Below are 23,472 nucleotides of genomic sequence, written 5' to 3' on the forward strand. Positions count from 1 at the left end.
TGAGAGCGTTCCGACATTGAGAATATCCCCGAGAGACGAGCGCGCGGCCCATCGTTCATGGCCATATCAGGGCGGATATGGGGCGGGTCAATCAGCGGGCCGGGCCATGTTTGCTGGTTGGCGCTACGAGAAAAACTATTCCCTGAGCGAACGCGCTGTCCGGGTGAGGTCCGACGTGTGGCTGGCGGCTTTGGCATGGCGAGCTTTCGGCGACCTCCGGCCTGTATCCAGTGACGCGCCAGCTGTGGACTGGCGGCGGGACGAACGGGGTTAAGGCGAAAAACGTGCTGTTCCGGCCGAATTTTCCCGTCCTTGGCGAGGTTGTCGTTCGCCAAGGGGGTGCGTCAAGGTTGCTTCTTGCGCGAAACGCGCGGGTCCCGTGCTTGTGGGACAGTGTGTTGTAAACTTGTCATGCTTGGTCGGCGCTTGGCCGGCCTGAGCCGCCACGGCAAAAAGGGCGCGTCCCTTGCGGAACGCGCCCCTGATGTCATCACCGATCCGGCCCGAAGGCCGGGCAGGGATCAGGCTTCGTCGCCGAAGCCTTCCTGTTGACCGGCGCCGCCTTCGATCAGCTCCTGGGCCGATTGCTCGGCGGCCTGGCGCTCATCGTCGAACTGGCTGCGGATCACGTCTTCGCCCTTGGCCTGGCGCTCGGCCTCGTCCATCGAGCGGGCGATGTTGATCTTGACCGTGGCGCGGACCTCGGCGTGCAGGCGAACCGGCACTTCGTGGACGCCCAGGCTCTTGATCGCCGTGTTCAGGACGACCTGCGAGCGCTCGACCTTGCCGCCTTCGGCCTGGATGGCCTCGGCGACGTCGCGACCGGCGACCGAACCGTACAGGTGTCCGGTCTCACCGGCCTGACGGATCATGATGTAGGTCTGGCCGTCGATCTTGTCGGCGACCTTCTGAGCGTCGGCCTTGTTCTTGTCGTTGCGCTGCTCGATGGCGGCGCGGTCGAGTTCGAACGCCTTCAGGTTGGCGGCGGTGGCCCGGCGGGCCTTGTCGCGCGGCAGAAGGAAGTTGCGGGCGAAGCCGTCCTTGACGGACACGACGTCGCCGATGGCGCCGAGATTCTCGACGCGTTCCAGCAGAACGACCTTCATCTTACTTCACCACGTACGGCAGGAGGGCCAGATAGCGGGCGCGCTTGATGGCCTTGGCCAGTTCGCGCTGCTTCTTCTGGGAGACGGCGGTGATGCGCGAAGGCACGATCTTGCCGCGTTCGGAGACGTAACGCTGCAGCAGCTTGACGTCCTTGTAGTCGATCTTCGGCGCATTGGCGCCCGAGAACGGGCAAACCTTGCGGCGGCGATAGAAGGGGCGACGGCCGGCGGCGCCGGAGCCCGCCGGTGCGCCCGGGGTCGGGGCGGTTGTATCGGTCATGTTCCGGGTTCCTTATTCGGCGTCGGCGACGGGGGCGTCTTCGCGCGGGGTGCGCTCACGCTCACGCTCGCGTTCACGCTCGCGGCGGGCCAGCAGCGGCGACAGTTCCAGGTCGAGTTCCTCGACGCGGACGGTCAGCCAGCGCAGCACGTCTTCGTTGATGCCCAGCTGACGCTCGACTTCGGCCATGGCGGCCGGAGGGGCGTCGACGGCCAGCAGCGAATAGTGAGCCTTGCGGTTCTTCTTCACGCGGTACGTCAGGTTGCGCAGACCCCAGTATTCGATCTTGGCGACCGAGCCGCCACCGGCGACGATCAGATCCTTGATGGTGTCGTTCAGCGCTTCGGCCTGTTGCGCCGAGATGTCCTGGCGCGTCATGACCGTGTGCTCATATAGAGCCATGCGGTAGTCTCCCTTGTGGGCGTCGGCGCGGAAACGACCGGGTAAGTCGATCACCACGATGGCTCCTGGCGCGGCGGCCGGACCGATTGTCCAACCCTTTGGTGTTCCGCGACAGGACCGAAGCCCTGGAAAGGCGGGGCCTATAGGGGAAAAGGGGCGACGAGGCAAGAAAGCCGTGGCCGGACGCATCCGGTTCGACCTCTGACGCGCCGCCCCGCTCCTCGCCGACCTATAACAGGGTGCCGCGCAGGATCAGCAGCGCCACGCTGAAATAGATCACCAGGCCAGTGACATCGACCAGCGTGGCCACGAAGGGCGCCGAGGCGCTGGCGGGGTCGAAGCCCAGCCGCTTCAGCAGGAAGGGCAGCATCGACCCGGTGATCGAGCCGAAGGTGACGATGCCGACCAGACCCGTTCCCACCGTCAGTGCGATCAACCCCCAATGCAGGCCGTAGTCGAACAGGCCGACATTCTGCCAGATGGCGATGCGGATCATGCCGATGACGCCCAGGCTGACCCCCAGGGCGACGCCGATCGGCAGTTCCTTCAGCGCCACCCGCCACCAGTCGCGCAGCCGAATCTGGCCCAGCGCCAGGGCGCGGATCAGCAACGATGTCGCTTGGGAGCCGGAGTTGCCGCCGGAACTCATGATCAGGGGGATGAACAGAGTCAGGACAACCGCCTTGGCCAGTTCGTCCTCATAGTGCTGCATGGCGCTGGCCGTCAGCATTTCGCCGATGAACAGGGCGCCCAGCCAGCCCACGCGCTTGCGATACATGCCCAGGAAGCTGGTTTTCAGATAGGGTTCGGCCGCCCCCTCGACGCCGCCGAACTTCTGCACGTCTTCGCTGCCCTCGGCCAGGATGGCGTCGATGACGTCGTCGACCGTCACGATGCCCAGGACCTGGCGTCTATCATTCACGACCGGCACGGCCAGGAGGTCGTGGATCGAGATCAGCCGGGCGACCTCTTCCTGATCGGTGTCAACCTGAACCGTGATCGGCGCGCGGTCGGGGGCAAGGTCCAGGATGGGTTGATCCGGTTCGGCCGTGATGAGCTGGCGCAGAGTCACGACGCGCAGCAGGGCGCGCGTGGTCGGGTCCTGTACGTAGATGGCGTAGATCGTCTCTCGCGTATGTTCGACCTCGCGCACATGAGACAGGGTCTCGGCCGCCGTGTAGGTGGACGGCACGCCGACGAACTCGGTCGACATCAGGCTGCCCGCGACGCCCTCCGGATAGGCCAGCAGGCGCTTCAGCGGCCAGGCGCTGTCGAAATCGACCCGCCGCAGCAGTTCGGAACGATCCTCGCCGTCCAGTTCGCGCAGAACATCGGCGGCCCGGTCGTCGGCCATGCCTTTCAGTATGTCGCCCGCACGGGTCTCGGGCAGGGCTAGCAGCAGGTCGCCGGCGCGCGCAAGCTCGGGCCGGTCGAACACGTCGATGGCGCGTTCCAGGGGCAGATAGGCCAACACCGCCGCGGCGGTGTCGGGTTCCTGCTCGTTAAGCTGGGCTACGATGTCGGCGGCGTGCGCGTCGAACAGGTCGACGAACAACGCCAGATCGACCGCGCCCGGCGTGGTGCGGAAATCTTCCATATTTCACCTCTCGATCCGCCGTGACGACTGATCGCGGGTGAACTGACCCCCCAAAGGATCAGGCCGGCGTCAACCGTGACGGCGAGGACAATCGACTACTGTCGCTTGGCATTGGGGTTGGGTCCTGTGGATGCGTCCGTCAGGCGGACGCCGAGGCGGGATGAACCCGTCCCGAGGCCAGGTCAAGGCGCCGGCTGTCCGGCGTGAAAATGCGCGATAGAGACCAGTCTCGCAAAATATGGACGGGGTCTGGGTTTGTGCTGCGGGGATACGGCCGATCACGCCGCGAACGCGGTAGGGCTTTCCCCTGGGACAAGACCTGCTTACACCATGCGCCCATGCCGAAGCTGACGTCAGCGGTCGATCCGCAAAGCCAAAAGTTCAAATCCCTGCATGCGCACAACAGCGCCCTGGTCGCCGAGCTGCGCGACCGTGTGGCCAAGGCGGCGCGCGGCGGGTCGGACAAGTCGCGTGAACGCCATGTGGCGCGGGGCAAGCTGTTGCCGCGCGACCGGGTCGAACGGCTGCTGGACCCCGGTTCGCCGTTTCTCGAGGTCGGGCAACTCGCGGCGGGCGGCATGTATGACGACGAAGCGCCGGGCGCGGGCGTCATTGCGGGCGTGGGGCGGGTGTCGGGACGCGAGGTCATGATCGTGTGCAACGACCCGACGGTGAAGGGCGGCGCCTATTTCCCGATGACGGTGAAGAAGCACCTGCGCGCCCAGGAGATCGCCGAGCAGAACCGCCTGCCGTGCGTTTATCTGGTGGATTCCGGCGGGGCCAACCTGCCGCACCAGGCCGAGGTGTTTCCCGACCGCGACCATTTCGGCCGCATCTTCTTCAACCAGGCCCGGATGAGCGCCAAGGGCATCGCCCAGATCGCCTGCGTCATGGGCCTGTCCACCGCCGGCGGGGCCTATGTCCCGGCCATGTCGGACGAGACGATCATCGTCAGGAACCAGGGCGCCATCTTCCTGGCCGGTCCGCCGCTGGTGAAGGCCGCCACGGGCGAGGTGATCTCGGCCGAGGAACTGGGCGGCGCCGAAACCCACGGCCGACGCTCGGGCGTGGTCGATCATGTGGCCGAGAACGACGAACATGCGCTGGAGATCGTGCGTTCGATCGTCGCCAATCTGAACACCACCAAGGTCGTCGACATGGGCGTGCGCGAGCCGCGCGCGCCCGCCTTCGATGCGGAGGAGTTGTACGGCCTGATCCCCGACGACGTGCGCGCGCCCTATGATGTGCGCGAGGTCATCGCCCGGCTGGTGGACGGGTCCGAGTTCGATGAGTTCAAGACGCTGTACGGCGCGACCCTGGTGTGCGGTTTCGCCCGCATCTGGGGCTATCCGGTCGCCATCCTGGCCAACAACGGCGTCATCTTCTCCGAAAGCGCCCAGAAGGGCGCGCACTTCATCGAACTGGCCTGCAAGCGCAAGATTCCGCTGGTCTTCCTGCAGAACATCTCGGGCTTCATGGTCGGCGGCAAATACGAGGCGGGCGGCATCGCCAAGGACGGCGCCAAGCTGGTGACGGCGGTCGCGTCGGCCGAGGTTCCCAAGTTCACCGTCCTGATCGGCGGCAGCTTCGGCGCCGGGAACTATGGCATGTGCGGCCGCGCCTATTCGCCGCGCTTCCTGTTCACCTGGCCCAACAGCCGGATCGGGGTGATGGGCGGCGAACAGGCGGCCAGCGTGCTGGCCACGGTCCACCGCGATGCGGACACCTGGTCGGCCGAGGACGCCGAGGCCTTCAAGGCGCCGATCCGCCAGAAATACGAGGACGAGGGCAATCCCTATTACGCTACCGCCCGCCTGTGGGACGACGGGGTGATCGACCCGGCCCAGACCCGCGACGTGCTGGGCCTGGCTATCTCGGCTAGTTTGAACGCGCCGATAGCTGAAACGACTTTTGGCTTGTTTCGGATGTGAATGGAAAAATGATGGCGGACGACAGCGACGATTTTACTTTCCCATTAAAGGAAGACGAGCTTGGCTTTGGTCAGTGGCTAAGCTCTCAAATGGAAGAACAGGAAGTTTCCATTGCTCGACTCGCGGAAATGAGCGGAATTTCCTATGTCGGAATTTGGAATATTGTAGAGGGAAATACTAAATCACCGCGTGATGAAACTAGGAAGCGCCTAGCTGCCGCACTTAAGGCTAAAATTCCTAAGAAAATCGAAGAAACTAGTGAAAATCTGAACAATGCTATTCCGGGTTACGATTGGGCGGATTTTACCCCTAGTGACTTAGAAACCATACCTGTGGAACCTGGCATCTATGTCTTCTACGACATCACGGATCGGCCGGTTTACGTAGGTAAATCCCACAGCAATGTGAGGCTTAGAATAAAGGATCATGCTACGAGGTTCTGGTTTAAGGAGCCGCTTGTTGTTAGGGGTGCTTTTCTTCATGTTCCGGATAGAGATGCGTGTTCGAAGATTGAAATGATATTGATTAAGTTTCTAGGAAAGCACGCGCTTCTCAATCAAAAAGGCGCTGTGAGGGATTTTGAAGAATGATCGCCAAACCCACCGAAGCCGACCTCAACGCCCTGGACGTCACGGACGCCGAGGCGGCCGAGATCAACAGCATCGCCCAGCCGCTGGTCGCCGATCCCGCGCCCGATGCGAACGATGACCTGGTGCAGATCGATTCGACCACTGACGGCGTCGTCTTCGTCACCATCAATCGGCCGCACAAGAAGAACGCCTTCGACGCCGCGACCATCGCCGCCCTGCATGAGACGTTCGAGACGCTGCATGGGGCGGACCGGGTGCGGGCGGTGGTCGTGCGCGGGGCGGGCGGCACCTTCAGCGCCGGGGCCGATCTGAACTGGATGCGCGACGCCGCCGGCTGGTCCGAGAGCGACAACCGCGACGACGCCATGGGCCTGGCGAAAATGCTGAAGGCGTTGCACGACATTCCCGCCCTGACGGTGGCGGTGGTCGAGGGCAATGCGATGGGCGGCGGGGCCGGGATCGTCGCCGCCTGCGACATGGCCGTGGCGGTCGAGGGCGCACGCTTCGCCTTTTCCGAGGTCAAGCTGGGCCTAATCCCCGCGACCATCGCCCCCTATGTGATCGAGGCCGTCGGCGCACGGCGCGCGCGCCAGCTGTTCCTGACCGGCAACGCCTTCGACGCCGATTACGCGGCCCACGCCGGTCTGATCGATCTGGTGCTGCCCGAAGGGTCGGTGGACGAGTTCCTGTCGATGCTGAGCGACAGCCTGACCGGCAATGCGCCCGGCGCGATGGGAGAGGCCAAGCGCCTGGTCAACGACATCGCCCACCACAAGATCGACAGCGGCCTGCTGGACGAAACCGCCAAACGCATCGCCCGCGCCCGCGTGTCGGACGAAGGCCGCGAGGGCGTCGCCGCCTTCCTGGAAAAGCGCAAGGCCAGCTGGACGGTGTGATCCTCCCCGCTGTCATTCCGGGGCGTCCGCAGGACGAACCCCGGAATGACGGGTGAATGCATTCAGGCGTAGTTGAAGCTGATTGAAATCCGGTCGGCCTTGGCCAGGTTGGTCGGCACCTCGTGCCGCAGCCAGCTTTCCCACATCAGGACGGTCCCGGCCCTGGGGTGCAGATAGACGAACGGGCGTTCGGCCTCTGTCGCCTCATCCGTCACGCCGGGGCGGGCCATCATGAAGGGCAGGCGGGGGTCTTCCAGCTTCAGCGACGAGGCGCCGTCCGGGATGTCGATATAGACGGTGCCCGACAGGAAGGCGTGGGGGTGGATGTGGCCGGTATGGCCGCCGCCGGGCTTCAAGATATTGACCCACAGATTGTCGAGCCGGGGCTTTCTCGCCAGGTCGAAGTTCAGCGCCTTGGCATAGGCGATGGCGTGGCGGTCCAGATGGCGCTTCAACTCCGCGAACTCGGGGAACCGCTGCGGCAGGTCGTTCAGAGAGGCGTAGGAGGTATAGCCGCGATAGGCGTTGTCGCGGCACCAGCGCCGGCCGGCGGCGTCCTCCTCGGCCATCATGCGGACGACGTCGATCAGCTGGGTGTTGAAGTCGGCCCACCCCCGGCCGTCGGCGAGGGAGGCTTCATAGACCTGGGTGACGAAGAGGGGGCGCAGGGACATGACGGGGGCATAGCGGGTCGGGGCCGAGACGGAAACTCTCCCTCCCCATTTTGGGGAGGGTGGTCGCGCAAGCGACCGGGTGGGGGCGGCCCTGCAGGGCCGCATCCGGGTCGATGCGGGACAGATCAATGAGACGTCGCCTTGCCGCGCCCACCCGACCTCGCTCCGCTCGGCCACCCTCCCCGAACGGGGAGGGAGAAGCCCTCGCCTGACGAACACGATCCCGCTAAGAACAGGTCATGTTCAAGTCTGTCCTTGTCGCCAATCGCGGCGAAATCGCCTGTCGCGTCTTCCGAACCGCCAAGCGGATGGGGATTCGCACCATCGCCGTCTATTCCGAGGCGGACGCCGACGCCCTGCATGTTCGCGAGGCGGACGAGGCGGTGCTGATCGGCCCGGCGGCGGCGCGCGAGAGCTATCTGGACGGCGCCAAGGTGCTGGCGGCGGCCAAGGCGACGGGGGCGGAAGCGATCCACCCTGGATACGGCTTCCTGAGCGAGAACGCCGACTTCGCCGAGGCCGTGGCGGCGGCGGGCCTGATCTGGATCGGGCCGGACCCGTCCTCAATCCGGGCCATGGGGCTGAAGGACGCGGCCAAGGAACTGATGATCCAGGCCGGGGTGCCGGTGACGCCGGGCTATCAGGGCGCGGACCAGTCGGAGGCGACGCTGACCGCAGAGGCGGCGCGGATCGGCTATCCGGTGCTGATCAAGGCGGTCGCGGGCGGCGGCGGCAAGGGGATGAAGCGGGTCGACGATCCCGCCGACTTCGCCGCCGGTCTGGCCAGCGCCAAGCGAGAGGGGGCGGCAGCCTTCGGCGACGACCGGGTGCTGATCGAACGCTACATCACCCGTCCGCGCCATATCGAGGTGCAGGTGTTCGGGGACCGGCACGGAAACGTGGTCCATCTGTATGAGCGCGACTGTTCCCTGCAACGCCGCCATCAGAAGGTGATCGAGGAAGCCCCCGCGCCGGGCATGAGCGAGGCCGTGCGCGCCGCCGTGACCGGCGCCGCGATCAAGGCGGCCAGGGCCGTGAACTATGTCGGGGCGGGCACCATCGAGTTCATCGCCGACGCCTCGGACGGGCTGAAGGCGGACGGGGTCTGGTTCATGGAGATGAACACCCGGCTGCAGGTCGAACACCCGGTGACTGAAAGCGTCACCGGCGTCGATCTGGTCGAATGGCAGTTCCGCGTGGCGGCGGGCGAGCCGATCCCGCTGAAGCAGGACGAAATCAGGCTGAACGGCTGGGCCATGGAGGCGCGGCTGTATGCCGAAGACCCGGCGAACGGTTTCCTGCCCAGCATCGGACGGCTGGAGCATTTCGTCATGCCGGACACTATCCGCGTCGATACGGGCGTGGAGCAGGGCGGCGAGGTCAGCCAGTTCTATGACCCGATGATCGCCAAGCTGATCGTGCATGAAGACACGCGCGAGGCGGCGGCGGCGCGCCTGGCGGACTCATGCGCTGAGGTCGAAATCTGGCCAGTCAAGACCAACGCCGGTTTTCTGGTGCGCTGTCTAGAGCATAGGCGGTTCGTAGCAGGCGACGTCGATACCGGTTTCATTGCTGCGGAAGAGGCCGCCCTCGCTGACATCGACACCGAAGAGCGGGAGGTGGCCGCGACAGTTCTGTTTGCGCAAAATCACTACCTAAATCGGGCGCCATCCAATGACTTGGGCGTGTGGCAGCCGGTCGAAGGCGCACAGGGGTTCCGTTTGAACGCAACGCCTTCGTCAAAGTGGGTTCTGGCCATCAACGGGCGCAAGGTGATGCGCGACGCCGTTTCTGCGCGGTCACAAGACTCTACTTGGCTGGTGGAAGGAGCGCGAGAGAGAAGGGCGGCTCAATACCATTATGGCCTGGACGGACACGGCTCTGTCTTCGTCGGCGAACGACTATTCGGCCAGGCAAGGATCGGTGACGATCTGGTCCTGTTTGACGGTGGAAACGCAATCCTGGTCGCGCCGCCTTCCTATGGCGGTGTAAGCGCGGGCGCCGCCTCCGATGGTTCCCTTCGCGCGCCCATGCCGGGCAAGATCGTCGCCACGCCGGTCAAGGCGGGCGATGTCGTCACCAAGGGCCAGCCGGTCGTCGTGCTGGAGGCCATGAAGATGGAGCACGCCCTGACGGCGCCGTTCGACGGCGTGGTCGAGAGCGTGGCCGCACTGGGCGATCAGGTCGCGGACGGCCTGGAACTGGCGCGTATCAGGAGCGAGGCTTGATCGTGGGGTTTGAAGTGCTGGCCGCGCTGGCCATGACGGCCGGTCTGATGGGCGAGCCGGAAGTACGGACTGCTCGCGTCGCGCCGGACGACCTTGCGGACATGCAATGCATCGTGACGCTGATGGAGGGGATCGGCGAAGACGAGGCGAAGAACCTGTCCATCCTTTCCACCCTGTCCTATTTCATGGGCAAGCTCGCCGGGCGCGCCCAGGTCGAGCCCTGGAACAAGGTGCTCGTCGCCTATAGGGCGGGTCTCGACCAGACGGCGCGCACGAAAATGTTCGAAGACCATGGCGCGCGTTGTATGGCCGAGGGGCTGGCCCCAGCGGCGATCTTCTTGCAGCTCACGATGGCCGACACCCTGGCGGCCATCGCCGCCTCGTCGGACTAAAGGCCCACGCCCCCCAGCGGCCGGGTGAAGATGGTGTCGCCGAAGGTGGCGATCAGGGCCAGGGCCGGACGCAGGATGCCGGTTTCGTGGATATCGGCGGACCAGGCGTCGTGCGTGGCCTTGTCCATCCAGACTTCGGTGATCCACAGGGCGTCGGCGTCGTTCAGATCGTGGGCCAACACATAGCTGTGGCAGCCCGGGCGTCTGAGGTGGGGGCCCAGCAGGCACAGGCTCAGTTCATCGCGGCGACCGGAATAGGCCGTCAGGCGGGTAATCAATCCATACATACGGGTCTCGCGCCGCGCCGAGGAAGAATAGGGCGCGCCGTCAAGCGTAGCCGTCGGGAGATTAAGAATCTGGCCAATACGACCGGGGGCCATTAGGTGGGCGTCATGCCGCTTCACATGATCAAGCTTTGCGTCGGAGTGTCCGATGTCGAATGGCTGGAGACCCGCGCCGCCAGCGGACAGCCGCTGGTGGTTCACACCCGCATGACGCCCAAGCGCGCGGCCGAGATCGAGGACGGTGGGTCGCTGTACTGGGTGATCAAGGGGACTATCGCCTGTCGCCAGCCGATCCTGGACATCACGACCCTGGGCGAGGGCAAGGAGAGCAGGTGCGAGATCACGCTGGAGCCCAGGGTGATCCGCACGGCCCCGATGGCGCGCAGGCCGTTCCAGGGCTGGCGCTATTTCGAGCCCAAGGACGTCCCCGCCGACATCGATACCCTGGAGGCGGGCGAGGCGCCGGACGAACTGGTGCGGCAACTGCGCGAACTGGGCGCCTGGTAGCCGCCGACAGGCAAAGACCACAATCCGATTGGGTGTTGACCCCGGCGGTCGCGCATGGCCTGTGCCGCCTCCCATGATCCGTCTCAGCGCCCCCACCCGTTCCACCCTGAAAGAACTGACCACCCTGGCCTGGCCGGTGGTGCTGGCGCGTCTGGGCATCATGACCATGGGCCTGACCGACGCCATCGTGGTGGGGCACTACGCCAGCCGCGAACTGGCCTTCCACTCCCTGGCCTGGGCGCCGTCTTCGGTGGTGCTGACCACGGCGGTCGGGCTGATGATGGGGGTGCAGGTCATGACCGCCCGCCTGAGGGGCGAGGGGCGCGGCGACGAGGTCGGCACCGTCCTGCGCCGGGGCATGGTCTATGCGTTGCAGATCGGCGTCGTCTCGATGATCGCCCTGATGCTGCTGGGGCCGTTCGGCCTGATGCACATGGGGCTGGAGGACGGGCTGGGCGAGGGCGCCTCGCCTGTGCTGATGGTCTTCGCCCTGTCGATGCCGGCCTATCTGATTTCGGTGGCGGCCCAGTTCTTCCTTGAGGGTCTGCACAGGCCCAAGGCGGGCATGGTCGCCATGTGGGTGGCCAATGCGGTCAATCTGGCGCTGAACATCGTGCTGGTGCCCGACATGCTGGGGCTGGGCGTGCATGGCGCCATGGCTTCGGCCTGGGCGACGTTCGGCGCGCGCACGGCGCTGGCGGTGTTTCTGGTCGTCTTCATCCTGCGCCTGCCCGAGGCGAAGGGATGGGGTCTGTTCGCCAAGCCAAAACGCGACCGCTCGGTCGAGGTCGAACAGATCCGCGTCGGCATCGGGGCCGGATCGTCGAATTTCATCGAGGTCGGCGCCTTTGCGGCCATGACCCTGTTCGCCGGACAGCTGGGCGCGGCCGAGACCGCCAGCTGGGCGGTGGTCATCAATGTGTCCGCCATCGTCTTCATGGTGCCCATGGGCCTGTCGTCCGCGACGGCGGTGCTGGTGGGGCGGGCCTATGGCGCAGGCGACAAGGCGGGGGTGATGCGCGGCGGCCTGCTGGGCATCGCCGTGGTCACGGTGCTGGCCTTCATCATCGCCATCGGCCTGTGGCTGGCCGCGCGGCCGGTGGTCAGCGCCTATACGACCGACCCCGCCATCCTGGCCATCGCGGCCCCGGCCCTGGTCCTGGCGACCCTGTTCTTTGTCGCCGACGCCCAGCAGGTGGTCGCCGCCCAGGCCAACCGCGCGGCAGGCGACGTGGTCTGGCCCACCCTGATGCACCTGTTGTCCTATGGCATCATCATGATCCCGCTGGGCTGGTGGCTGGCGCACCGCATGGGCGTCGACGGCCTGGTTTGGTCGGTGATCGTCGCCAGCATCATTTCAGGCGTGCTGCTGACGGGGCGGTTCCTGCGCGTGGCGCGACGGCCGATAGTGAAGGCGGCGGGTTGAAGGGGCGCCCTGCTCTTGCGGAGTGGGATTGAGCGGTCTGGCGGAATGACAGGGACGGGCGGGGAGCAGAATCTGGGTCTATGTTTGGCGGGGCTCGCCGACGTCATAAACGAGCAGGTTCCGATCACTGATTTCAAGTTTCTGCCAAGCTGCGCGCCACTCAGAGATGTGAGTAGAGGCAAAATGGCGATCCAGTGCCGTCTGTTCGGTCCAGCGTTCTTTAACGTGAATGAGGCCGGGTTCGAAAAGGTCTTCGGCATAGCCATATTCAACACACCCTTCCTCGGCGCGACTGGATTCAACCATGCGTTTCATGATGGGCCGGGCCGCATCCAAATTAGATGAGGGCAGTCGAATGGTTCCTATGATCAGCAGCATATCCCGAGCGTAGAGCACCATCGAATTTCCGCAACGGGTCGAAAGCGGCTAAGGATCAGGCGCCAAGAAGACGACACTCCCGGTCCCATCTGTCGCGCTGCGATGTGACGGAGGCATCTGGGCCATCCCTTCGGCAAGTCAAAGGTGACGTTTCGGTTCCGTCGCTTTATATCCGACGGCTTCCCCGAACGACTGGACGATCATGGCCCGCATCCTCATCACCTCGGCGCTGCCCTATATCAACGGCATCAAGCACCTGGGGAATCTGGCGGGCTCGATGCTGCCGGCCGACGTCTGGGCGCGGTTCAAGCGTGCGCAGGGGCATGAGGTGCTCTATATCTGCGCCACCGACGAGCATGGCACCCCGGCCGAGCTGGCCGCCGCCGCCGCCGGTCAGGACGTGCGCACCTATTGCGACGATCAGCACGAGGTCCAGAAGAAGGCTGGTCAGGCGTTCGGCCTGAGCTTCGACTGGTTCGGTCGGTCGTCGAACCCGCAGAACCATCGTCTGACCCAGCATTTCGCGGAAGCTCTGGAGAAGAACGGTCTGATCGAGGAGCGGGTTGATCGGATGATCTATTCCATCGACGACGCGCGGTTCCTGCCCGACCGCTATGTCGAGGGGACCTGCCCGCACTGCGGCCATGTCGGCGCGCGGGGCGACCAGTGCGACAACTGCGGGCGGCTGCTGGACCCGACCGACCTGATCGATCCCTATTCGTCGGTGTCGGGTTCGCGGAACCTGGAGGTGCGCGACACGCGCCATCTCTATTTGCTTCAGACGAAGATCGAGCCGGAAATCCGCGCCTGGGTCGACGGCAAGAGCGGCTGGCAGACGCTGGCCAAATCCATCGCCTACAAGCATCTGGACGAGGGGCTGATCGACCGGGGCATCACCCGCGACCTGGCCTGGGGCGTGCCGGTGACCAAGGACGGATTCCCGCGCCCGGGCATGGAGGACAAGGTCTTCTATGTCTGGTTCGACGCCCCGATCGAATATATCGGCGCGACCGAGGAATGGGCCGAGGCGACCGGCAACAGCTGGCGCGACTGGTGGCGTCTGGACGAGGGAGCGGATGACGTCCGCTATGTCCAGTTCATGGGCAAGGACAATGTCGCCTTCCACACCGTCAGCTTCCCGGCGACCATCATCGGCTCGGGCGAACCGTGGAAGACGGTGGACCAGCTGAAGGCCTTCAACTGGCTGAACTGGTATGGCGGAAAATTCTCCACCAGCCAGAAGCGCGGCGTCTTCATGGATCAGGCGCTGGACCTGTTGCCGGCGGACTACTGGCGCTGGCGGCTGACGGCTTATGGGCCTGAGCACGCGGATTCGGCCTTCACCTGGGAGGATTTCCAGGCCTCGACGAACAAGGACCTGGCCGATGTGCTGGGCAATTTCGTCAACCGCATCGTCAAATTCGCCGAATCCAAGTTCGACGGCGTCGTGCCGGACGGCGGTCAGGCCGGGCCGGTCGAGGCCAAGCTGGAAGCCGACATCAAGGCGGCCGTGGCGGAGGCGACCGAACAGTTCGAGGCGATGGAGTTCAGAAAGGCCGCCGTCGCCATCCGCGCGGCCTGGGTGCTGGGCAATGAATATCTGCAGGTCGCCGCGCCCTGGACGGCGCTGAAGACCGATCGCGACCAGGCGGCGGTCGGGGTGCGGACGGGGCTGAATCTGGTGGCCCTGTTCGCGCGTCTGGCCGCGCCGATCCTGCCGTTCACCGCGCCCCGGATCGCGGCCTCGGTGGGGGCGGACGACCTGAGCTGGCCGGGCGCCGACGAGGATTTGCTGAACGTCCTGCCGATCGGCGGCAAGGTCGAGGCCCAGGGCGTGCTGTTCGCCAAGATCGAGGACGCCCAGGTGACGGAATGGTCCGAACGTTTCGGCGGCGCGGACGCCTGATCGGGCGGGCGGGCGGCGTGGCCCTGTCGGCGGGGGCGGACCGGATTTCCGTCACGGGGTGGCTGCGGGGCGTCTAGGCCCGGTTCCAGGGTGCGCGGTTCAACAGGATGGCCAGGCCGCACCAGCCGGTGATCCCCGCCGTGGCCAGGGCGGCGCCGAACAGGCCCGCGACGACGAAGCCCGCCGGACCGATGGCGAAGCCCGCCAGCACGCTGAGCACCACCAGCAGGCCCACGGCGATCTGCACCTGACGGAAGATCGACAGGGGCGGCGTCGCCTCGGCGGCGGCCAACGGCAGGCCGGCGGCCCGCCAGGCCTCTATGCCGCCTTGCAGGTTGAAGACGGGCTGGCCGCCGGGCGCGACGGCGCCGACGGCGGCGCAGGCCTGACCGCCGCGCGCGCCCTTCTGGCACTGGAAAATGATCTTGCGGTCGGCGGGCAGGTCCATGCCGCGTAGGATCTCGGTCGTCCGGGCCAGGGGCGCGGACAGGGCGTAGGGGATGTGGGCGGCGGAAAACTCGCCCGGTTCACGCACGTCGATCAGCACGGCCTGACCGGACGCCAGCCAATCCATCGCCTGTCGTGGAGAAACAGCTTCGACCATCGGTCAGTCCTTTGCGCAGAAGTGGATGTAGAGCACGGTCATGATTTCGACCGCCGCCGGGTGGGCGATGAAATAGGTCAGGGTGCGATGGTCGCGGCGGAAGTCGACCACGCCCTCGTCCTTCAGTTTCGACAGATGCTGGGACATGGAGGTGGGCGCCACGCCCGTCTCGGCGATCAGGGCGGCGACATTCCGCTCGCCCTGCGCCAAGGCGCACAGGATCAGCAGCCGATGGGGGTTGGCCAGGCTTTTCAGGAAGGTCGCCGCCTCATCCGCACGGGGCGGAAGGGCGTCGGGCAGGTCCATGACGATGGCGTCTTTACATTTCATGTTTCGATCATATCATAAAAACACGAATTGAAAAGGAGGCTTCTGTGGCCAAGGACTACACAGCGCTGACGCGCGACATCTCGACCTATATCGGTGAACTGCGGCGGGCCCAGCCCGAGCCGATGCAGGCCTTCTCGGCCCTGGCCAAGAGCGCCTCGGCCGACGGCGCGGTGGACAAGAAGACCAAGGAGCTGATCGCCCTGGCCATCGGCGTGACCCAGCGGTGCGACGGCTGCATCGGCTTTCACGCCAAGGCGCTGAAGGACCTGGGCGCGGCGCGCGAGGAGATCGCCGAGGTCATGGCCATGTGCGTCTATATGGGCGGCGGCCCGGCTCTGATGTATGCGGCGGACGCCCTGCGGGCCTTCGACCAGTTCGCCGAGACGGCCTAGCCCTCGATGATCGGCAGGCCCGCCGCATGCCAGGCCTGGATGCCGCCCGTCAGGTTGAACACGGGCTGGCCGTCCGAAGCCATCGGGCCGACGAAGGCGCAGACCTGATGGCTGCGCCCGCCCTTCAGGCACTGGACGATGATCTTCCTGTCGGCGGGCAGGTCCAGCGCCTCCCAGGCGGCGGGCATCTGGCTGAGCGGGGCCAGGATCGCGCCGTCGATACGGGCGGCGGCGAACTCGTCCGGCTCGCGCACGTCGATCAGGACGGCCTCGCCGGCCTGCAGCCAGGCGGCGGCCTCTTCGACCGTGACCGTGGCGACCGTCATCGGGCGGGCGCCGCAGGCTGGGCGGGGGCGGCAACGGGGCTGTCCGCGCCGCCCTTCCGGCCCAGGTGTTTGGCGGCCTCTTCAGGGCCGATCTCCAGGAAGGCCGGGGCCGAGGCGTTGAACTCGTCCATATGGCCGGTGCGGACCACGACCTGACGCGCGCCGTCCCAGATCATGTGCAGGGCGACATAGAGCACCACGACCAGGCCGATGTAGCCGATCCAGCTGAAGCGATGCAGCAGCTTGGCGATATAGGTGGCGGCCACACCCATCAGGGCGATCGACAGGATCAGGCCGAAGACCATGATCCACGGGTGTTCGTGCGCGGCGCCGGCGACAGCCAGCACATTGTCCAGCGACATGGTGATGTCGGCGACCATGATCTGGATCAGGGCGGCGCCGAAGCTCTTGCGCTTGACGCCCAGCTCCTCGGGCGAGGGGCCCGTGCCATGCTCGATGCTCATGGCCAGCTCGAGTTCCTTCTCGGCCTCGGCCTGGTCGTGGGTGCGCTGCTCCTGCAGTTCGCGCCACATCTTCCAGCACACCCACAGCAGCAGCAGGCCGCCCGCCAGCAGAAGCCCCACCAGCGCCAGAAGCTGGACGGTAATCAGGGCGAAGCCGATGCGCATGACGACAGCCGCGGCCAGACCGATCAGAATGGCCTTCTTGCGCTGGTCCTGGGGCAGGGCGGCGGCGGCCAGGCCCACGGCGACGGCGTTGTCGCCGGCCAGGACCAGATCCATCAACAGGACCTGGCCCAGGGCCGTAGCCTGGCTGGCGAGTTCGGGAGACGAGAGGAAATCCATATCCGCTCTCTAACGCCGGTGCGGCCTTCTGTCAGCCGCGTTGCGCGCGCGCCGCCTCATAAAGCGCCACGGCGGCGGCGTTCGACACGTTCAGACTCTCGAACCCGCCCGGCATGGGGATCTTGGCCAGGACGTCGCAGTGTTCGGCGACCAGGCGGCGGATGCCGTCGCCCTCGGATCCCATGACCAGGACGGTGGGCTGCGAATCAAGCGCCTCTTCCAGCGTCTGTTCGCCCGATCCGTCCAGACCCACGGCGCGCCAGCCCAGATCGGCCAGACGTTCCAGCGCCCGCGACAGATTCGTCACGCGCGCATGGGGCAGGCGTTCGGTCGCGCCGACCGCCGCCTTGGCCAGGGCGCCCGCCAGAGCCGGGGCGTGTCGGTCCTGAACGACTATTCCCCTCGCGCCGAAGGCCAGGGCCGAACGGAAGATGGCGCCGACGTTCTGGGGGTCGGTCAGCTGATCCAGCATGACGATGACGCCATGAGCGGGATCGGCCAGGTCGTCCAGCGACACGCCTTCCAGCGGCTGGACCTTGAACACCATGCCCTGGTGCACCGCGCCGGCGGGCAGCATCCGGGTCAGGGCCTGGTTGTCCATGACCTCGATCTTGTGGCCGTGGTTCAGCCGGCCGTCCTCGATCTCCTGCGCGCGGTCGGCGGTGACGATCAGTCGACCCATTCCACGCCGCGCGGGATTCGCCAGGGCGGCCAGAACCGGGTGGCGGCCCCACAGATAATTATCGGCGTCCGCCTTGCCGCGATCGGGGCCTCGATCCGGCGAACGGGGCGCCCGAGGCGCATCCTCACGCGCGGAAAACCCTTGCGCGGCGGGCTTTTGTGCCCGGTCACGCGGCCCTCCGGGCCTATTTCCAAAGACCTGCTTTTTACCGCTTTTACGGTCGTTGCGTTCTGATTTCGACGACACTATAAGACGCCCTCCGATTTGGAGCCCCAAGGGCTTTCGGGTCTGGGCGCCCCCTCTACTGCAGAGGAGGCGGCAAGCCGAAGGCTTTTGTTTCGTCCCGCATCTTTATGGGCGGAACGAGGGGTCCGGCGGTTCGAAAAGGCGCGCTGGGGGAATGTCCCGAGTGGCAAAGGGGGGGGACTGTAAATCCCCTGCGTAAGCTTCGAAGGTTCGAGTCCTTCTTCCCCCACCACGCGCCTTCGACGAACTGCGGATCACGGCGCCGGAGAGGTATCGGCTGCGGCGTTCCCCAAGAACTTCCGCAGTCTCCGCGCGGGTATAGCACAATGGTAGTGCAGCAGCCTTCCAAGCTGAGGATGTCGGTTCGATCCCGTCTACCCGCTCCAGGTTTTTAGATCAGCATCGCGCCCCTCCGCTGACGGACCCGGGCCACAGGAGTTTTGGCCATGGCCAAGGAAAAGTTCGAACGCACGAAGCCGCACTGCAACATCGGCACGATTGGTCACGTTGACCACGGCAAGACGACGCTGACGGCTGCGATCACGATGACGCTGGCGAAGGCCGGCGGCGCGAAGGCGATGAACTACGCCGACATCGACGCTGCGCCGGAAGAAAAGGCCCGCGGCATCACGATCAACACCGCGCACGTGGAATATGAGACGGCCAACCGTCACTACGCCCACGTCGACTGCCCCGGCCACGCCGACTATGTGAAGAACATGATCACGGGCGCCGCGCAGATGGACGGCGCGATCCTGGTGGTTTCGGCCGCTGACGGCCCGATGCCGCAAACGCGCGAGCACATCCTGCTGGCCCGTCAGGTCGGCGTGCCGGCCCTGGTGGTCTTCATGAACAAGGTCGACCTGGTCGACGACGAAGAACTGCTGGAACTGGTCGAGATGGAAGTGCGCGAGCTGCTCTCGTCGTACCAGTTCCCGGGCGACGATATTCCGATCACCAAGGGTTCGGCCAAGGCCGCGACCGACGGCGTGAACCCGGAAATCGGCGAACAGCGCGTTCTGGCCCTGATGGAAACCGTCGACGCCTACATCCCGCAGCCGGAACGTCCGGTCGACCTGCCGTTCCTGATGCCGGTCGAAGACGTGTTCTCGATCTCGGGCCGCGGCACCGTGGTCACGGGCCGCGTCGAGAAGGGCATCGTCAAGGTCGGTGAAGAAGTCGAGATCGTCGGCATCCGTCCGGTCCAGAAGACGACCTGCACGGGCGTTGAAATGTTCCGCAAGCTGCTGGATCAAGGTCAAGCCGGTGACAACGTCGGCGTCCTGCTGCGCGGCACCAAGCGTGAAGACGTCGAGCGCGGCCAGGTGCTGTGCAAGCCCGGCTCCATCACGCCGCACACCAAGTTCCAGGCCGAAGCCTATATCCTGACGAAGGAAGAGGGCGGCCGCCACACGCCGTTCTTCACCAACTATCGTCCGCAGTTTTACTTCCGCACGACGGACGTGACGGGCATCGTCCACCTGAAGGAAGGCGTCGAGATGATCATGCCCGGCGACAACGCCGAGCTGAGCGTCGAGCTGATCACGCCGATCGCGATGGACCAGGGCCTGCGCTTCGCCATCCGTGAAGGCGGCCGCACCGTCGGCGCCGGCGTCGTGGCCAAGATCGTCGAGTAATCGACCATCCTTTTGGCCTGAGGCGCTCACGCGCGGCTTGAGGCCGAGAGATACAGTAAGCGTACAGAGCGGCCCCCGGAGCAATCCGGGGGCCGCTTCTGCTTTGCGGCTTGGCTGCATTCCGCGCCGTCACCCTCGGGCTTGACCCGAGGACCGGATGTTCCGCCGCATTGCGACAGGGGTGACGCACAGCCCGATCCGCACCCGATCCTCGGGTCGAGCCCGAGGATGACGGGGGAGGTGGGCGAGGGGGGCTGAACTTTCGCCCGGCGAGCGAGCGGTCTTGCCTGCAACCGGAAATCCCGGTTTAGGTTCGAAGATGGATGTTAACCTTTCGGTCACTATATGCGACGCGCCATTCGACTGGGTCTTTTCATCGGCACCGTGATCGGCATGAGCGCCTGCGCGGCGCAATATGACGCCGGCGGGCGGCCCGTGTCGGGCGCCTATGGCTCGGTCGAGGCGGGGCGTACGGGCTGAAGGCCGAAGGAAAACGTGGCGTTGGCCGCCTTCCTGCCCTAATGTAGCGCTGCGGACGCCGAATGTTGCGCCGCGCTGGTCTCCAAAAACCCCTAGATGTTACTCATCGCTATTGCCGTCGTTCTGCTCCTTGTGGTGCTCAACGGCTTGTTCGCCATGACCGAATTGGCGGTCGTTTCCTCTCGACGGTCAAAACTCCAGGCCCGGGCGGAGAGGGGTGATCGGGGAGCCAGGGCGGCGCTGAAGCTGTCGGAGGAGCCGACGCAGTTCCTGTCGGCGGTTCAGGTCGGCATCACCCTGATCGGCATTCTGGCGGGCGCCTATGGTCAGGCGACCATCGCGGGCGAGCTGGACCGGATTCTGGAAGTCGCCTTCCCGGCGCTGGCCGCCTACACCGAGTTCTTCGCCACGGCCCTGGTGGTCGTGTGCATCACCTATGTCTCGCTGATCATCGGCGAACTGGTGCCCAAGCGGCTGGCGCTGATCTTCCCCGAGACCGTGGCCTCCAAGATGGCGGGGCCGATCTCCAGCCTGGCGATCGTGCTGAAGCCGTTCGTGCTGCTGCTGACCGCCTCGACCTCGGGCATATTGAAACTGCTGGGGGTCAAGGATCGCGACGGCTCGGACGTGACCCAGGAAGAGGTCGCAACCATCCTGGCCGAGGGCACCTCGGCCGGCCTGATCGAGCCGGAAGAACAGGAGATGATCGAGGAGATCATGCGCCTGGGCGACCGTCCGGTGCGGGTCGCCATGACGCCGCGCCACGAAGTGTTCTGGATCGCCCTGGACGACCCCGAAGAGGTTGTCCGAGAGGAAATCCGCACCTGCCCCTATTCGCGCATCGTGGTGGCGCGCGAGAACGACGTCGATAACCCGCTGGGTCTGGTGCACAAGAAGGACGTGCTGGACGCGCTGTTGACGACGGGCAAGATCGACATCGAGCCGCTGGTCGCCGAGCCCGCCTTCATTCCGCAGTCGACCTCGGTGCTGAAGGCGTTGGAGATCCTGAAGGGGTCGCGGGTGCACATGGCCTTCATCGTCGATGAGTATGGCGCCTTCGAAGGCGTGGTGACCGCCACCGACATCCTGGAAATGATCGCCGGCGACTTCGACGAAGGCCATGACGAGGAACAGGCCTGGATTCATCAGCGCGCCGACGGCAGCTGGCTGGTGGACGGCCAGACGGACCTGGACGACCTGGCCGACACCTTGGGCGAGGATTTCGGCGAACACGAAGGCTTCCACACCGTCGCCGGCCTGATCCTGCATCAGATCTCGCGCGTGCCCGACGAGGGCGAGATTCTGCAGGTCGGCCGATTCGAAGTCGAGGTCGTGGACATGGACGACCGCCGCATCGACAAGCTGATCTTCAAGGAACTGATCAAGGCCGAGGACGAGCGCGACGCCGTGGCGGCCCATCTGGAAGGCTAGCTGTCGCATTGGCGGGGATAGCGTCACATCGCCCTTGAAATGGCGGGCGGTGTGGGGCATACGCCCCCCTCTGGCGAACGCGCGGCCGGAAGGTTCGCGCGATTGTCTAGGAGTTTAGCTCAGCTGGTAGAGCACCGGTCTCCAAAACCGGGGGTCGTGGGTTCGAGTCCCCCAACTCCTGCCAATCCCCCCTGTCGCTTCCTGATGGGACTTCCCATCTGGGGCGACAGGAACAATTGTGTGAAGAGCAACTGATGGCCAAGGCCAAAACTCCCGGCAAGCGGCCCCAGGCCAATGCAAAGCCTCAGGTCGCTGCGGGCGCCGCCGCCATCACGGTCGATTCGCCCGAGCCCAAGAAGCCCCGCACCAGCCCTGGCCAGTTCATCAGCCAGGTCCGCGCCGAGGGCCGCAAGATCGTGTGGCCCAGCCGCAAGGAGACCTGGATCACCTCGGTGATGGTCTTCATCATGGTGCTGATCGCCTCGATCTTCTTCTGGATCGTGGACACGGGCCTGGGTTACGCCTTCCGCTACATCATCGCCTTCGGATCCTGAGAAAGACGCGCCCATGACCGATGCAGCGCCCGCGAAGCCCGCCAATCCGCGCCACAAGTGGTATATCGTCAACGCCTATTCGAACTTCGAAAAGAAGGTCGCCGAGCAGTTGCGCGAACAGGCCAAGCAGCAGGGTCTGGAGGACGCCTTCTCCGAAATCCTGGTCCCGACCGAGGATGTCGTCGAGATCCGTCGCGGCCGCAAGGTGAACTCCGAACGCAAATTCTTCCCCGGCTATGTGCTGGTGAAGATGGAGATGACGGACCAGGCCTATCACCTGGTCAAGAACACGCCGAAGGTCACCGGCTTCCTGGGCGCCGCGGGCGGCACCAAGCCCCTGCCGGTCTCGGAACGTGAAGTTCAGAACATCATCGGCCAGGTCGAAGAGGGCGTCGAACGTCCCAAGCCCACGATCCGCTTCGACATCGGCGAGAAGGTCAAGGTCATCGACGGCCCGTTCGCCAGCTTCGACGGTTCGGTCGAGAGCGTGGACGAAGAACACGCCCGCCTGCGCGTCGCGGTGTCCATCTTCGGCCGCGCCACGCCGGTCGAACTGGAATACGGCCAGGTGGAGAAGGTCGCGGGCTGAGGCCCACGCACCGGTCGAGATTTTGAAGCCGCGCCCGAAAGGGCGCGGCTTTTTTCGTTGTGGCGTATGGCTCATTCCCCGGCGTCATCCTCGGGCTTGACCCGAGGATCGGATCGTCAGCGGCGTTGCGCCTCGGACGACGCATAGCCCGATCCGCGCCCGGTCCTCGGGTCAAGCCCGAGGATGACGGAGTGGGATGGGGCTGCAAGTCCCTGCGTTGCCTTTCCGTCCCCCCTCTGTTACACGCGCGCCTTCGCTCGGCGGGCCTCGGCTCGCGGAACGTCAAATCCGTGGGAGGCAGCCATGCCGGACCACGGCTCACCGGCCCTGCGTTCGTTCGCCGGGTCATTCATAGGAGAGACCAATGGCCAAGAAGATTCTCGGCTATATCAAGCTGCAAGTGCCGGCCGGTTCGGCCACGCCTTCGCCCCCGATCGGCCCGGCTCTGGGTCAACGCGGCGTGAACATCATGGGCTTCTGCAAGGAGTTCAACGCGCGCACCGAGAAGGAAGCCAAGGGCACCCCGCTTCCGACCGTCATCACCGTCTATCAGGACAAGTCGTTCACCTTCATCACCAAGACGCCCCCGGCGACCTGGTACCTGAAGCAGGCCACCGGCCTGAAGTCGGGCTCCAAGCTGGTCGGCCGTGAAGTCGCCGGCAAGATCACGCAGGCTCAACTGCGCGAGATCGCCGAGAAGAAGATGAAGGATCTGAACGCCAACGACCTCGACGCGGCGGCCAAGATCATCGAAGGCTCCGCCCGCGCGATGGGCCTGGAAGTGGTGGAGGGCTAATC

Annotated in this window: 27 protein-coding genes and 3 tRNA genes; 18 read left to right on the plus strand and 12 right to left on the minus strand. The window is 65.5% G+C overall.

The window, feature by feature from the left end; genetic code table 11:
• Positions 1 to 521: 521 nt before the first annotated feature.
• From rplI to mgtE, 4 genes are all read right to left on the minus strand, one after another.
• A complete protein-coding gene (gene rplI / locus P0Y50_10250; GenBank protein WEK38930.1) occupies positions 522 to 1,106 on the minus strand; it encodes a 50S ribosomal protein L9 in 585 nt (194 codons plus the stop codon).
• Between the two features lies 1 nt (position 1,107).
• A complete protein-coding gene (rpsR, locus tag P0Y50_10255) occupies positions 1,108 to 1,386 on the minus strand; it encodes a 30S ribosomal protein S18 (protein WEK38931.1) in 279 nt (92 codons plus the stop codon).
• A gap of 12 nt (positions 1,387 to 1,398) precedes the next feature.
• The gene (gene rpsF / locus P0Y50_10260) at positions 1,399 to 1,788 is read right to left on the minus strand and encodes a 30S ribosomal protein S6 (GenBank protein ID WEK41562.1); all 390 of its coding nucleotides are present in this window, start codon (positions 1,786 to 1,788) and stop codon (positions 1,399 to 1,401) included.
• Between the two features lie 229 nt (positions 1,789 to 2,017).
• Entirely contained in the window at positions 2,018 to 3,385 is a 1,368-nt protein-coding gene (gene mgtE / locus P0Y50_10265; GenBank protein ID WEK38932.1) for a magnesium transporter, read from the minus strand.
• A 338-nt stretch (positions 3,386 to 3,723) separates the two neighbouring features.
• On the opposite strand from mgtE, the gene P0Y50_10270 reads away from it, so the two are divergent.
• Genes P0Y50_10270 through P0Y50_10280 form a run of 3 tightly spaced genes read left to right on the plus strand, consistent with a single transcriptional unit; the run spans position 3,724 to position 6,802 of the window.
• Positions 3,724 to 5,316, plus strand: coding sequence for a carboxyl transferase domain-containing protein (locus tag P0Y50_10270; GenBank protein WEK38933.1), 1,593 nt, complete (start codon positions 3,724 to 3,726; stop codon positions 5,314 to 5,316).
• Positions 5,317 to 5,324: 8 nt separating this feature from the next.
• Entirely contained in the window at positions 5,325 to 5,906 is a 582-nt protein-coding gene (locus P0Y50_10275; protein ID WEK38934.1) for a hypothetical protein, read from the plus strand.
• Positions 5,903 to 6,802, plus strand: coding sequence for an enoyl-CoA hydratase-related protein (locus P0Y50_10280; GenBank protein ID WEK38935.1), 900 nt, complete (start codon positions 5,903 to 5,905; stop codon positions 6,800 to 6,802). The genes P0Y50_10275 and P0Y50_10280 overlap by 4 nt, the downstream gene beginning before the upstream one ends.
• Positions 6,803 to 6,864: 62 nt before the next feature.
• On the opposite strand, the gene P0Y50_10285 is transcribed toward P0Y50_10280, so the two are convergent.
• Positions 6,865 to 7,476, minus strand: a complete 612-nt coding sequence (locus tag P0Y50_10285) for a TIGR02466 family protein (GenBank protein ID WEK38936.1) — start codon at positions 7,474 to 7,476, stop codon at positions 6,865 to 6,867.
• Positions 7,477 to 7,715: 239 nt separating this feature from the next.
• On the opposite strand from P0Y50_10285, the gene P0Y50_10290 reads away from it, so the two are divergent.
• On the plus strand, positions 7,716 to 9,704 hold the full coding sequence (locus P0Y50_10290; GenBank protein ID WEK38937.1) for an acetyl/propionyl/methylcrotonyl-CoA carboxylase subunit alpha: 1,989 nt from the start codon (positions 7,716 to 7,718) through the stop codon (positions 9,702 to 9,704).
• 14 nt (positions 9,705 to 9,718) lie between these two features.
• Positions 9,719 to 10,096, plus strand: coding sequence for a hypothetical protein (locus P0Y50_10295; protein WEK38938.1), 378 nt, complete (start codon positions 9,719 to 9,721; stop codon positions 10,094 to 10,096).
• On the opposite strand, the gene P0Y50_10300 is transcribed toward P0Y50_10295, so the two are convergent.
• Positions 10,093 to 10,383 (minus strand): antibiotic biosynthesis monooxygenase, encoded by a 291-nt coding sequence (locus P0Y50_10300; GenBank protein ID WEK38939.1) that lies wholly within the window; start codon positions 10,381 to 10,383, stop codon positions 10,093 to 10,095. The genes P0Y50_10295 and P0Y50_10300 overlap by 4 nt on opposite strands.
• A 105-nt stretch (positions 10,384 to 10,488) precedes the next feature.
• Here P0Y50_10300 and P0Y50_10305 point away from each other — a divergent pair, with 105 nt between their 5' ends.
• Together P0Y50_10305 and P0Y50_10310 are read left to right on the plus strand one after the other, a co-directional pair.
• Positions 10,489 to 10,887, plus strand: a complete 399-nt coding sequence (locus P0Y50_10305; protein ID WEK38940.1) for a DUF1489 domain-containing protein — start codon at positions 10,489 to 10,491, stop codon at positions 10,885 to 10,887.
• A 73-nt stretch (positions 10,888 to 10,960) separates the two neighbouring features.
• A complete protein-coding gene (locus P0Y50_10310) occupies positions 10,961 to 12,313 on the plus strand; it encodes an MATE family efflux transporter (protein WEK38941.1) in 1,353 nt (450 codons plus the stop codon).
• Positions 12,314 to 12,391: 78 nt separating this feature from the next.
• Here the strand turns inward: P0Y50_10310 and P0Y50_10315 are convergent, their stop codons facing one another.
• Positions 12,392 to 12,712, minus strand: coding sequence for a putative quinol monooxygenase (locus P0Y50_10315; protein WEK38942.1), 321 nt, complete (start codon positions 12,710 to 12,712; stop codon positions 12,392 to 12,394).
• Between the two features lie 181 nt (positions 12,713 to 12,893).
• Between P0Y50_10315 and metG the strand changes: the two genes are divergently transcribed.
• Positions 12,894 to 14,597: a methionine--tRNA ligase gene (gene metG / locus P0Y50_10320; GenBank protein WEK38943.1), complete on the plus strand. Its 1,704-nt coding sequence runs from the start codon at positions 12,894 to 12,896 to the stop codon at positions 14,595 to 14,597.
• A gap of 73 nt (positions 14,598 to 14,670) precedes the next feature.
• Here metG and P0Y50_10325 read toward each other — a convergent pair whose 3' ends face one another.
• The gene (locus P0Y50_10325; GenBank protein ID WEK38944.1) at positions 14,671 to 15,201 is read right to left on the minus strand and encodes a rhodanese-like domain-containing protein; all 531 of its coding nucleotides are present in this window, start codon (positions 15,199 to 15,201) and stop codon (positions 14,671 to 14,673) included.
• A 3-nt stretch (positions 15,202 to 15,204) separates the two neighbouring features.
• A complete protein-coding gene (locus tag P0Y50_10330) occupies positions 15,205 to 15,531 on the minus strand; it encodes a metalloregulator ArsR/SmtB family transcription factor (GenBank protein ID WEK38945.1) in 327 nt (108 codons plus the stop codon).
• Positions 15,532 to 15,575: 44 nt separating this feature from the next.
• On the opposite strand from P0Y50_10330, the gene P0Y50_10335 reads away from it, so the two are divergent.
• Positions 15,576 to 15,923: a carboxymuconolactone decarboxylase family protein gene (locus P0Y50_10335; GenBank protein WEK38946.1), complete on the plus strand. Its 348-nt coding sequence runs from the start codon at positions 15,576 to 15,578 to the stop codon at positions 15,921 to 15,923.
• Here the strand turns inward: P0Y50_10335 and P0Y50_10340 are convergent.
• The 3 genes from P0Y50_10340 to rlmB are packed head-to-tail and all read right to left on the minus strand — an operon-like array spanning position 15,920 to position 17,983.
• Entirely contained in the window at positions 15,920 to 16,249 is a 330-nt protein-coding gene (locus P0Y50_10340) for a rhodanese-like domain-containing protein (protein ID WEK38947.1), read from the minus strand. The genes P0Y50_10335 and P0Y50_10340 overlap by 4 nt on opposite strands.
• Positions 16,246 to 17,055, minus strand: coding sequence for a YjbE family putative metal transport protein (locus P0Y50_10345; GenBank protein ID WEK38948.1), 810 nt, complete (start codon positions 17,053 to 17,055; stop codon positions 16,246 to 16,248). The genes P0Y50_10340 and P0Y50_10345 overlap by 4 nt, the downstream gene beginning before the upstream one ends.
• Positions 17,056 to 17,086: 31 nt before the next feature.
• Complete coding sequence (gene rlmB / locus P0Y50_10350; GenBank protein WEK38949.1) at positions 17,087 to 17,983, minus strand: 23S rRNA (guanosine(2251)-2'-O)-methyltransferase RlmB; 897 nt, start codon at positions 17,981 to 17,983, stop codon at positions 17,087 to 17,089.
• A 148-nt stretch (positions 17,984 to 18,131) separates the two neighbouring features.
• On the opposite strand from rlmB, the gene P0Y50_10355 reads away from it, so the two are divergent.
• The 9 genes from P0Y50_10355 to rplK all read left to right on the plus strand — a co-directional run bounded on the left by P0Y50_10355 (position 18,132) and on the right by rplK (position 23,470).
• Positions 18,132 to 18,215 (plus strand) — tRNA-Tyr (locus P0Y50_10355).
• An 80-nt stretch (positions 18,216 to 18,295) separates the two neighbouring features.
• A tRNA-Gly gene (locus P0Y50_10360) sits at positions 18,296 to 18,369 on the plus strand.
• A 60-nt stretch (positions 18,370 to 18,429) separates the two neighbouring features.
• Complete coding sequence (gene tuf, locus P0Y50_10365) at positions 18,430 to 19,620, plus strand: elongation factor Tu (protein ID WEK38950.1); 1,191 nt, start codon at positions 18,430 to 18,432, stop codon at positions 19,618 to 19,620.
• Between the two features lie 345 nt (positions 19,621 to 19,965).
• Positions 19,966 to 20,100 (plus strand): hypothetical protein, encoded by a 135-nt coding sequence (locus P0Y50_10370; GenBank protein ID WEK38951.1) that lies wholly within the window; start codon positions 19,966 to 19,968, stop codon positions 20,098 to 20,100.
• A 96-nt stretch (positions 20,101 to 20,196) separates the two neighbouring features.
• On the plus strand, positions 20,197 to 21,531 hold the full coding sequence (locus P0Y50_10375; GenBank protein WEK38952.1) for a hemolysin family protein: 1,335 nt from the start codon (positions 20,197 to 20,199) through the stop codon (positions 21,529 to 21,531).
• Between the two features lie 108 nt (positions 21,532 to 21,639).
• Positions 21,640 to 21,715: transfer RNA gene (locus tag P0Y50_10380), tRNA-Trp, on the plus strand.
• Positions 21,716 to 21,785: 70 nt separating this feature from the next.
• The gene (gene secE / locus P0Y50_10385; GenBank protein ID WEK38953.1) at positions 21,786 to 22,085 is read left to right on the plus strand and encodes a preprotein translocase subunit SecE; all 300 of its coding nucleotides are present in this window, start codon (positions 21,786 to 21,788) and stop codon (positions 22,083 to 22,085) included.
• A 13-nt stretch (positions 22,086 to 22,098) separates the two neighbouring features.
• Positions 22,099 to 22,674 carry a transcription termination/antitermination protein NusG gene (gene nusG / locus P0Y50_10390; protein ID WEK38954.1) on the plus strand — a complete coding sequence of 192 codons (576 nt, stop codon included), beginning with the start codon at positions 22,099 to 22,101 and terminating at the stop codon, positions 22,672 to 22,674.
• Between the two features lie 364 nt (positions 22,675 to 23,038).
• Positions 23,039 to 23,470 carry a 50S ribosomal protein L11 gene (rplK, locus tag P0Y50_10395; protein WEK38955.1) on the plus strand — a complete coding sequence of 144 codons (432 nt, stop codon included), beginning with the start codon at positions 23,039 to 23,041 and terminating at the stop codon, positions 23,468 to 23,470.
• The last annotated feature ends 2 nt before the right edge of the window (positions 23,471 to 23,472 follow it).

The sequence above is a fragment of the Candidatus Brevundimonas colombiensis genome, assembly GCA_029202665.1.
Taxonomy (GTDB): Bacteria; Pseudomonadota; Alphaproteobacteria; order Caulobacterales; family Caulobacteraceae; genus Brevundimonas; species Brevundimonas colombiensis.

What these genes read in the sequence shown, in the direction of transcription:
- tuf (WEK38950.1), top strand. Translation starts at nt 18,430, where the DNA reads ATGGCCAAGGAAAAGTTCGAACGCACGAAGCCGCACTGCAACATCGGC.
- P0Y50_10305 (WEK38940.1), top strand. Translation starts at nt 10,489, where the DNA reads ATGCCGCTTCACATGATCAAGCTTTGCGTCGGAGTGTCCGATGTCGAA.
- nusG (WEK38954.1), top strand. Translation starts at nt 22,099, where the DNA reads ATGACCGATGCAGCGCCCGCGAAGCCCGCCAATCCGCGCCACAAGTGG.
- P0Y50_10325 (WEK38944.1), bottom strand. Translation starts at nt 15,201, where the DNA reads ATGGTCGAAGCTGTTTCTCCACGACAGGCGATGGATTGGCTGGCGTCC.
- P0Y50_10370 (WEK38951.1), top strand. Translation starts at nt 19,966, where the DNA reads ATGCGACGCGCCATTCGACTGGGTCTTTTCATCGGCACCGTGATCGGC.
- P0Y50_10340 (WEK38947.1), bottom strand. Translation starts at nt 16,249, where the DNA reads ATGACGGTCGCCACGGTCACGGTCGAAGAGGCCGCCGCCTGGCTGCAG.
- P0Y50_10345 (WEK38948.1), bottom strand. Translation starts at nt 17,055, where the DNA reads ATGGATTTCCTCTCGTCTCCCGAACTCGCCAGCCAGGCTACGGCCCTG.
- P0Y50_10290 (WEK38937.1), top strand. Translation starts at nt 7,716, where the DNA reads ATGTTCAAGTCTGTCCTTGTCGCCAATCGCGGCGAAATCGCCTGTCGC.
- metG (WEK38943.1), top strand. Translation starts at nt 12,894, where the DNA reads ATGGCCCGCATCCTCATCACCTCGGCGCTGCCCTATATCAACGGCATC.
- P0Y50_10310 (WEK38941.1), top strand. Translation starts at nt 10,961, where the DNA reads ATGATCCGTCTCAGCGCCCCCACCCGTTCCACCCTGAAAGAACTGACC.
- rplI (WEK38930.1), bottom strand. Translation starts at nt 1,106, where the DNA reads ATGAAGGTCGTTCTGCTGGAACGCGTCGAGAATCTCGGCGCCATCGGC.
- rpsF (WEK41562.1), bottom strand. Translation starts at nt 1,788, where the DNA reads ATGGCTCTATATGAGCACACGGTCATGACGCGCCAGGACATCTCGGCG.
- secE (WEK38953.1), top strand. Translation starts at nt 21,786, where the DNA reads ATGGCCAAGGCCAAAACTCCCGGCAAGCGGCCCCAGGCCAATGCAAAG.
- rpsR (WEK38931.1), bottom strand. Translation starts at nt 1,386, where the DNA reads ATGACCGATACAACCGCCCCGACCCCGGGCGCACCGGCGGGCTCCGGC.
- P0Y50_10270 (WEK38933.1), top strand. Translation starts at nt 3,724, where the DNA reads ATGCCGAAGCTGACGTCAGCGGTCGATCCGCAAAGCCAAAAGTTCAAA.
- P0Y50_10285 (WEK38936.1), bottom strand. Translation starts at nt 7,476, where the DNA reads ATGTCCCTGCGCCCCCTCTTCGTCACCCAGGTCTATGAAGCCTCCCTC.
- mgtE (WEK38932.1), bottom strand. Translation starts at nt 3,385, where the DNA reads ATGGAAGATTTCCGCACCACGCCGGGCGCGGTCGATCTGGCGTTGTTC.
- P0Y50_10375 (WEK38952.1), top strand. Translation starts at nt 20,197, where the DNA reads ATGTTACTCATCGCTATTGCCGTCGTTCTGCTCCTTGTGGTGCTCAAC.
- P0Y50_10300 (WEK38939.1), bottom strand. Translation starts at nt 10,383, where the DNA reads ATGTATGGATTGATTACCCGCCTGACGGCCTATTCCGGTCGCCGCGAT.
- rplK (WEK38955.1), top strand. Translation starts at nt 23,039, where the DNA reads ATGGCCAAGAAGATTCTCGGCTATATCAAGCTGCAAGTGCCGGCCGGT.
- P0Y50_10280 (WEK38935.1), top strand. Translation starts at nt 5,903, where the DNA reads ATGATCGCCAAACCCACCGAAGCCGACCTCAACGCCCTGGACGTCACG.
- P0Y50_10315 (WEK38942.1), bottom strand. Translation starts at nt 12,712, where the DNA reads ATGGTGCTCTACGCTCGGGATATGCTGCTGATCATAGGAACCATTCGA.
- P0Y50_10330 (WEK38945.1), bottom strand. Translation starts at nt 15,531, where the DNA reads ATGAAATGTAAAGACGCCATCGTCATGGACCTGCCCGACGCCCTTCCG.
- P0Y50_10275 (WEK38934.1), top strand. Translation starts at nt 5,325, where the DNA reads ATGATGGCGGACGACAGCGACGATTTTACTTTCCCATTAAAGGAAGAC.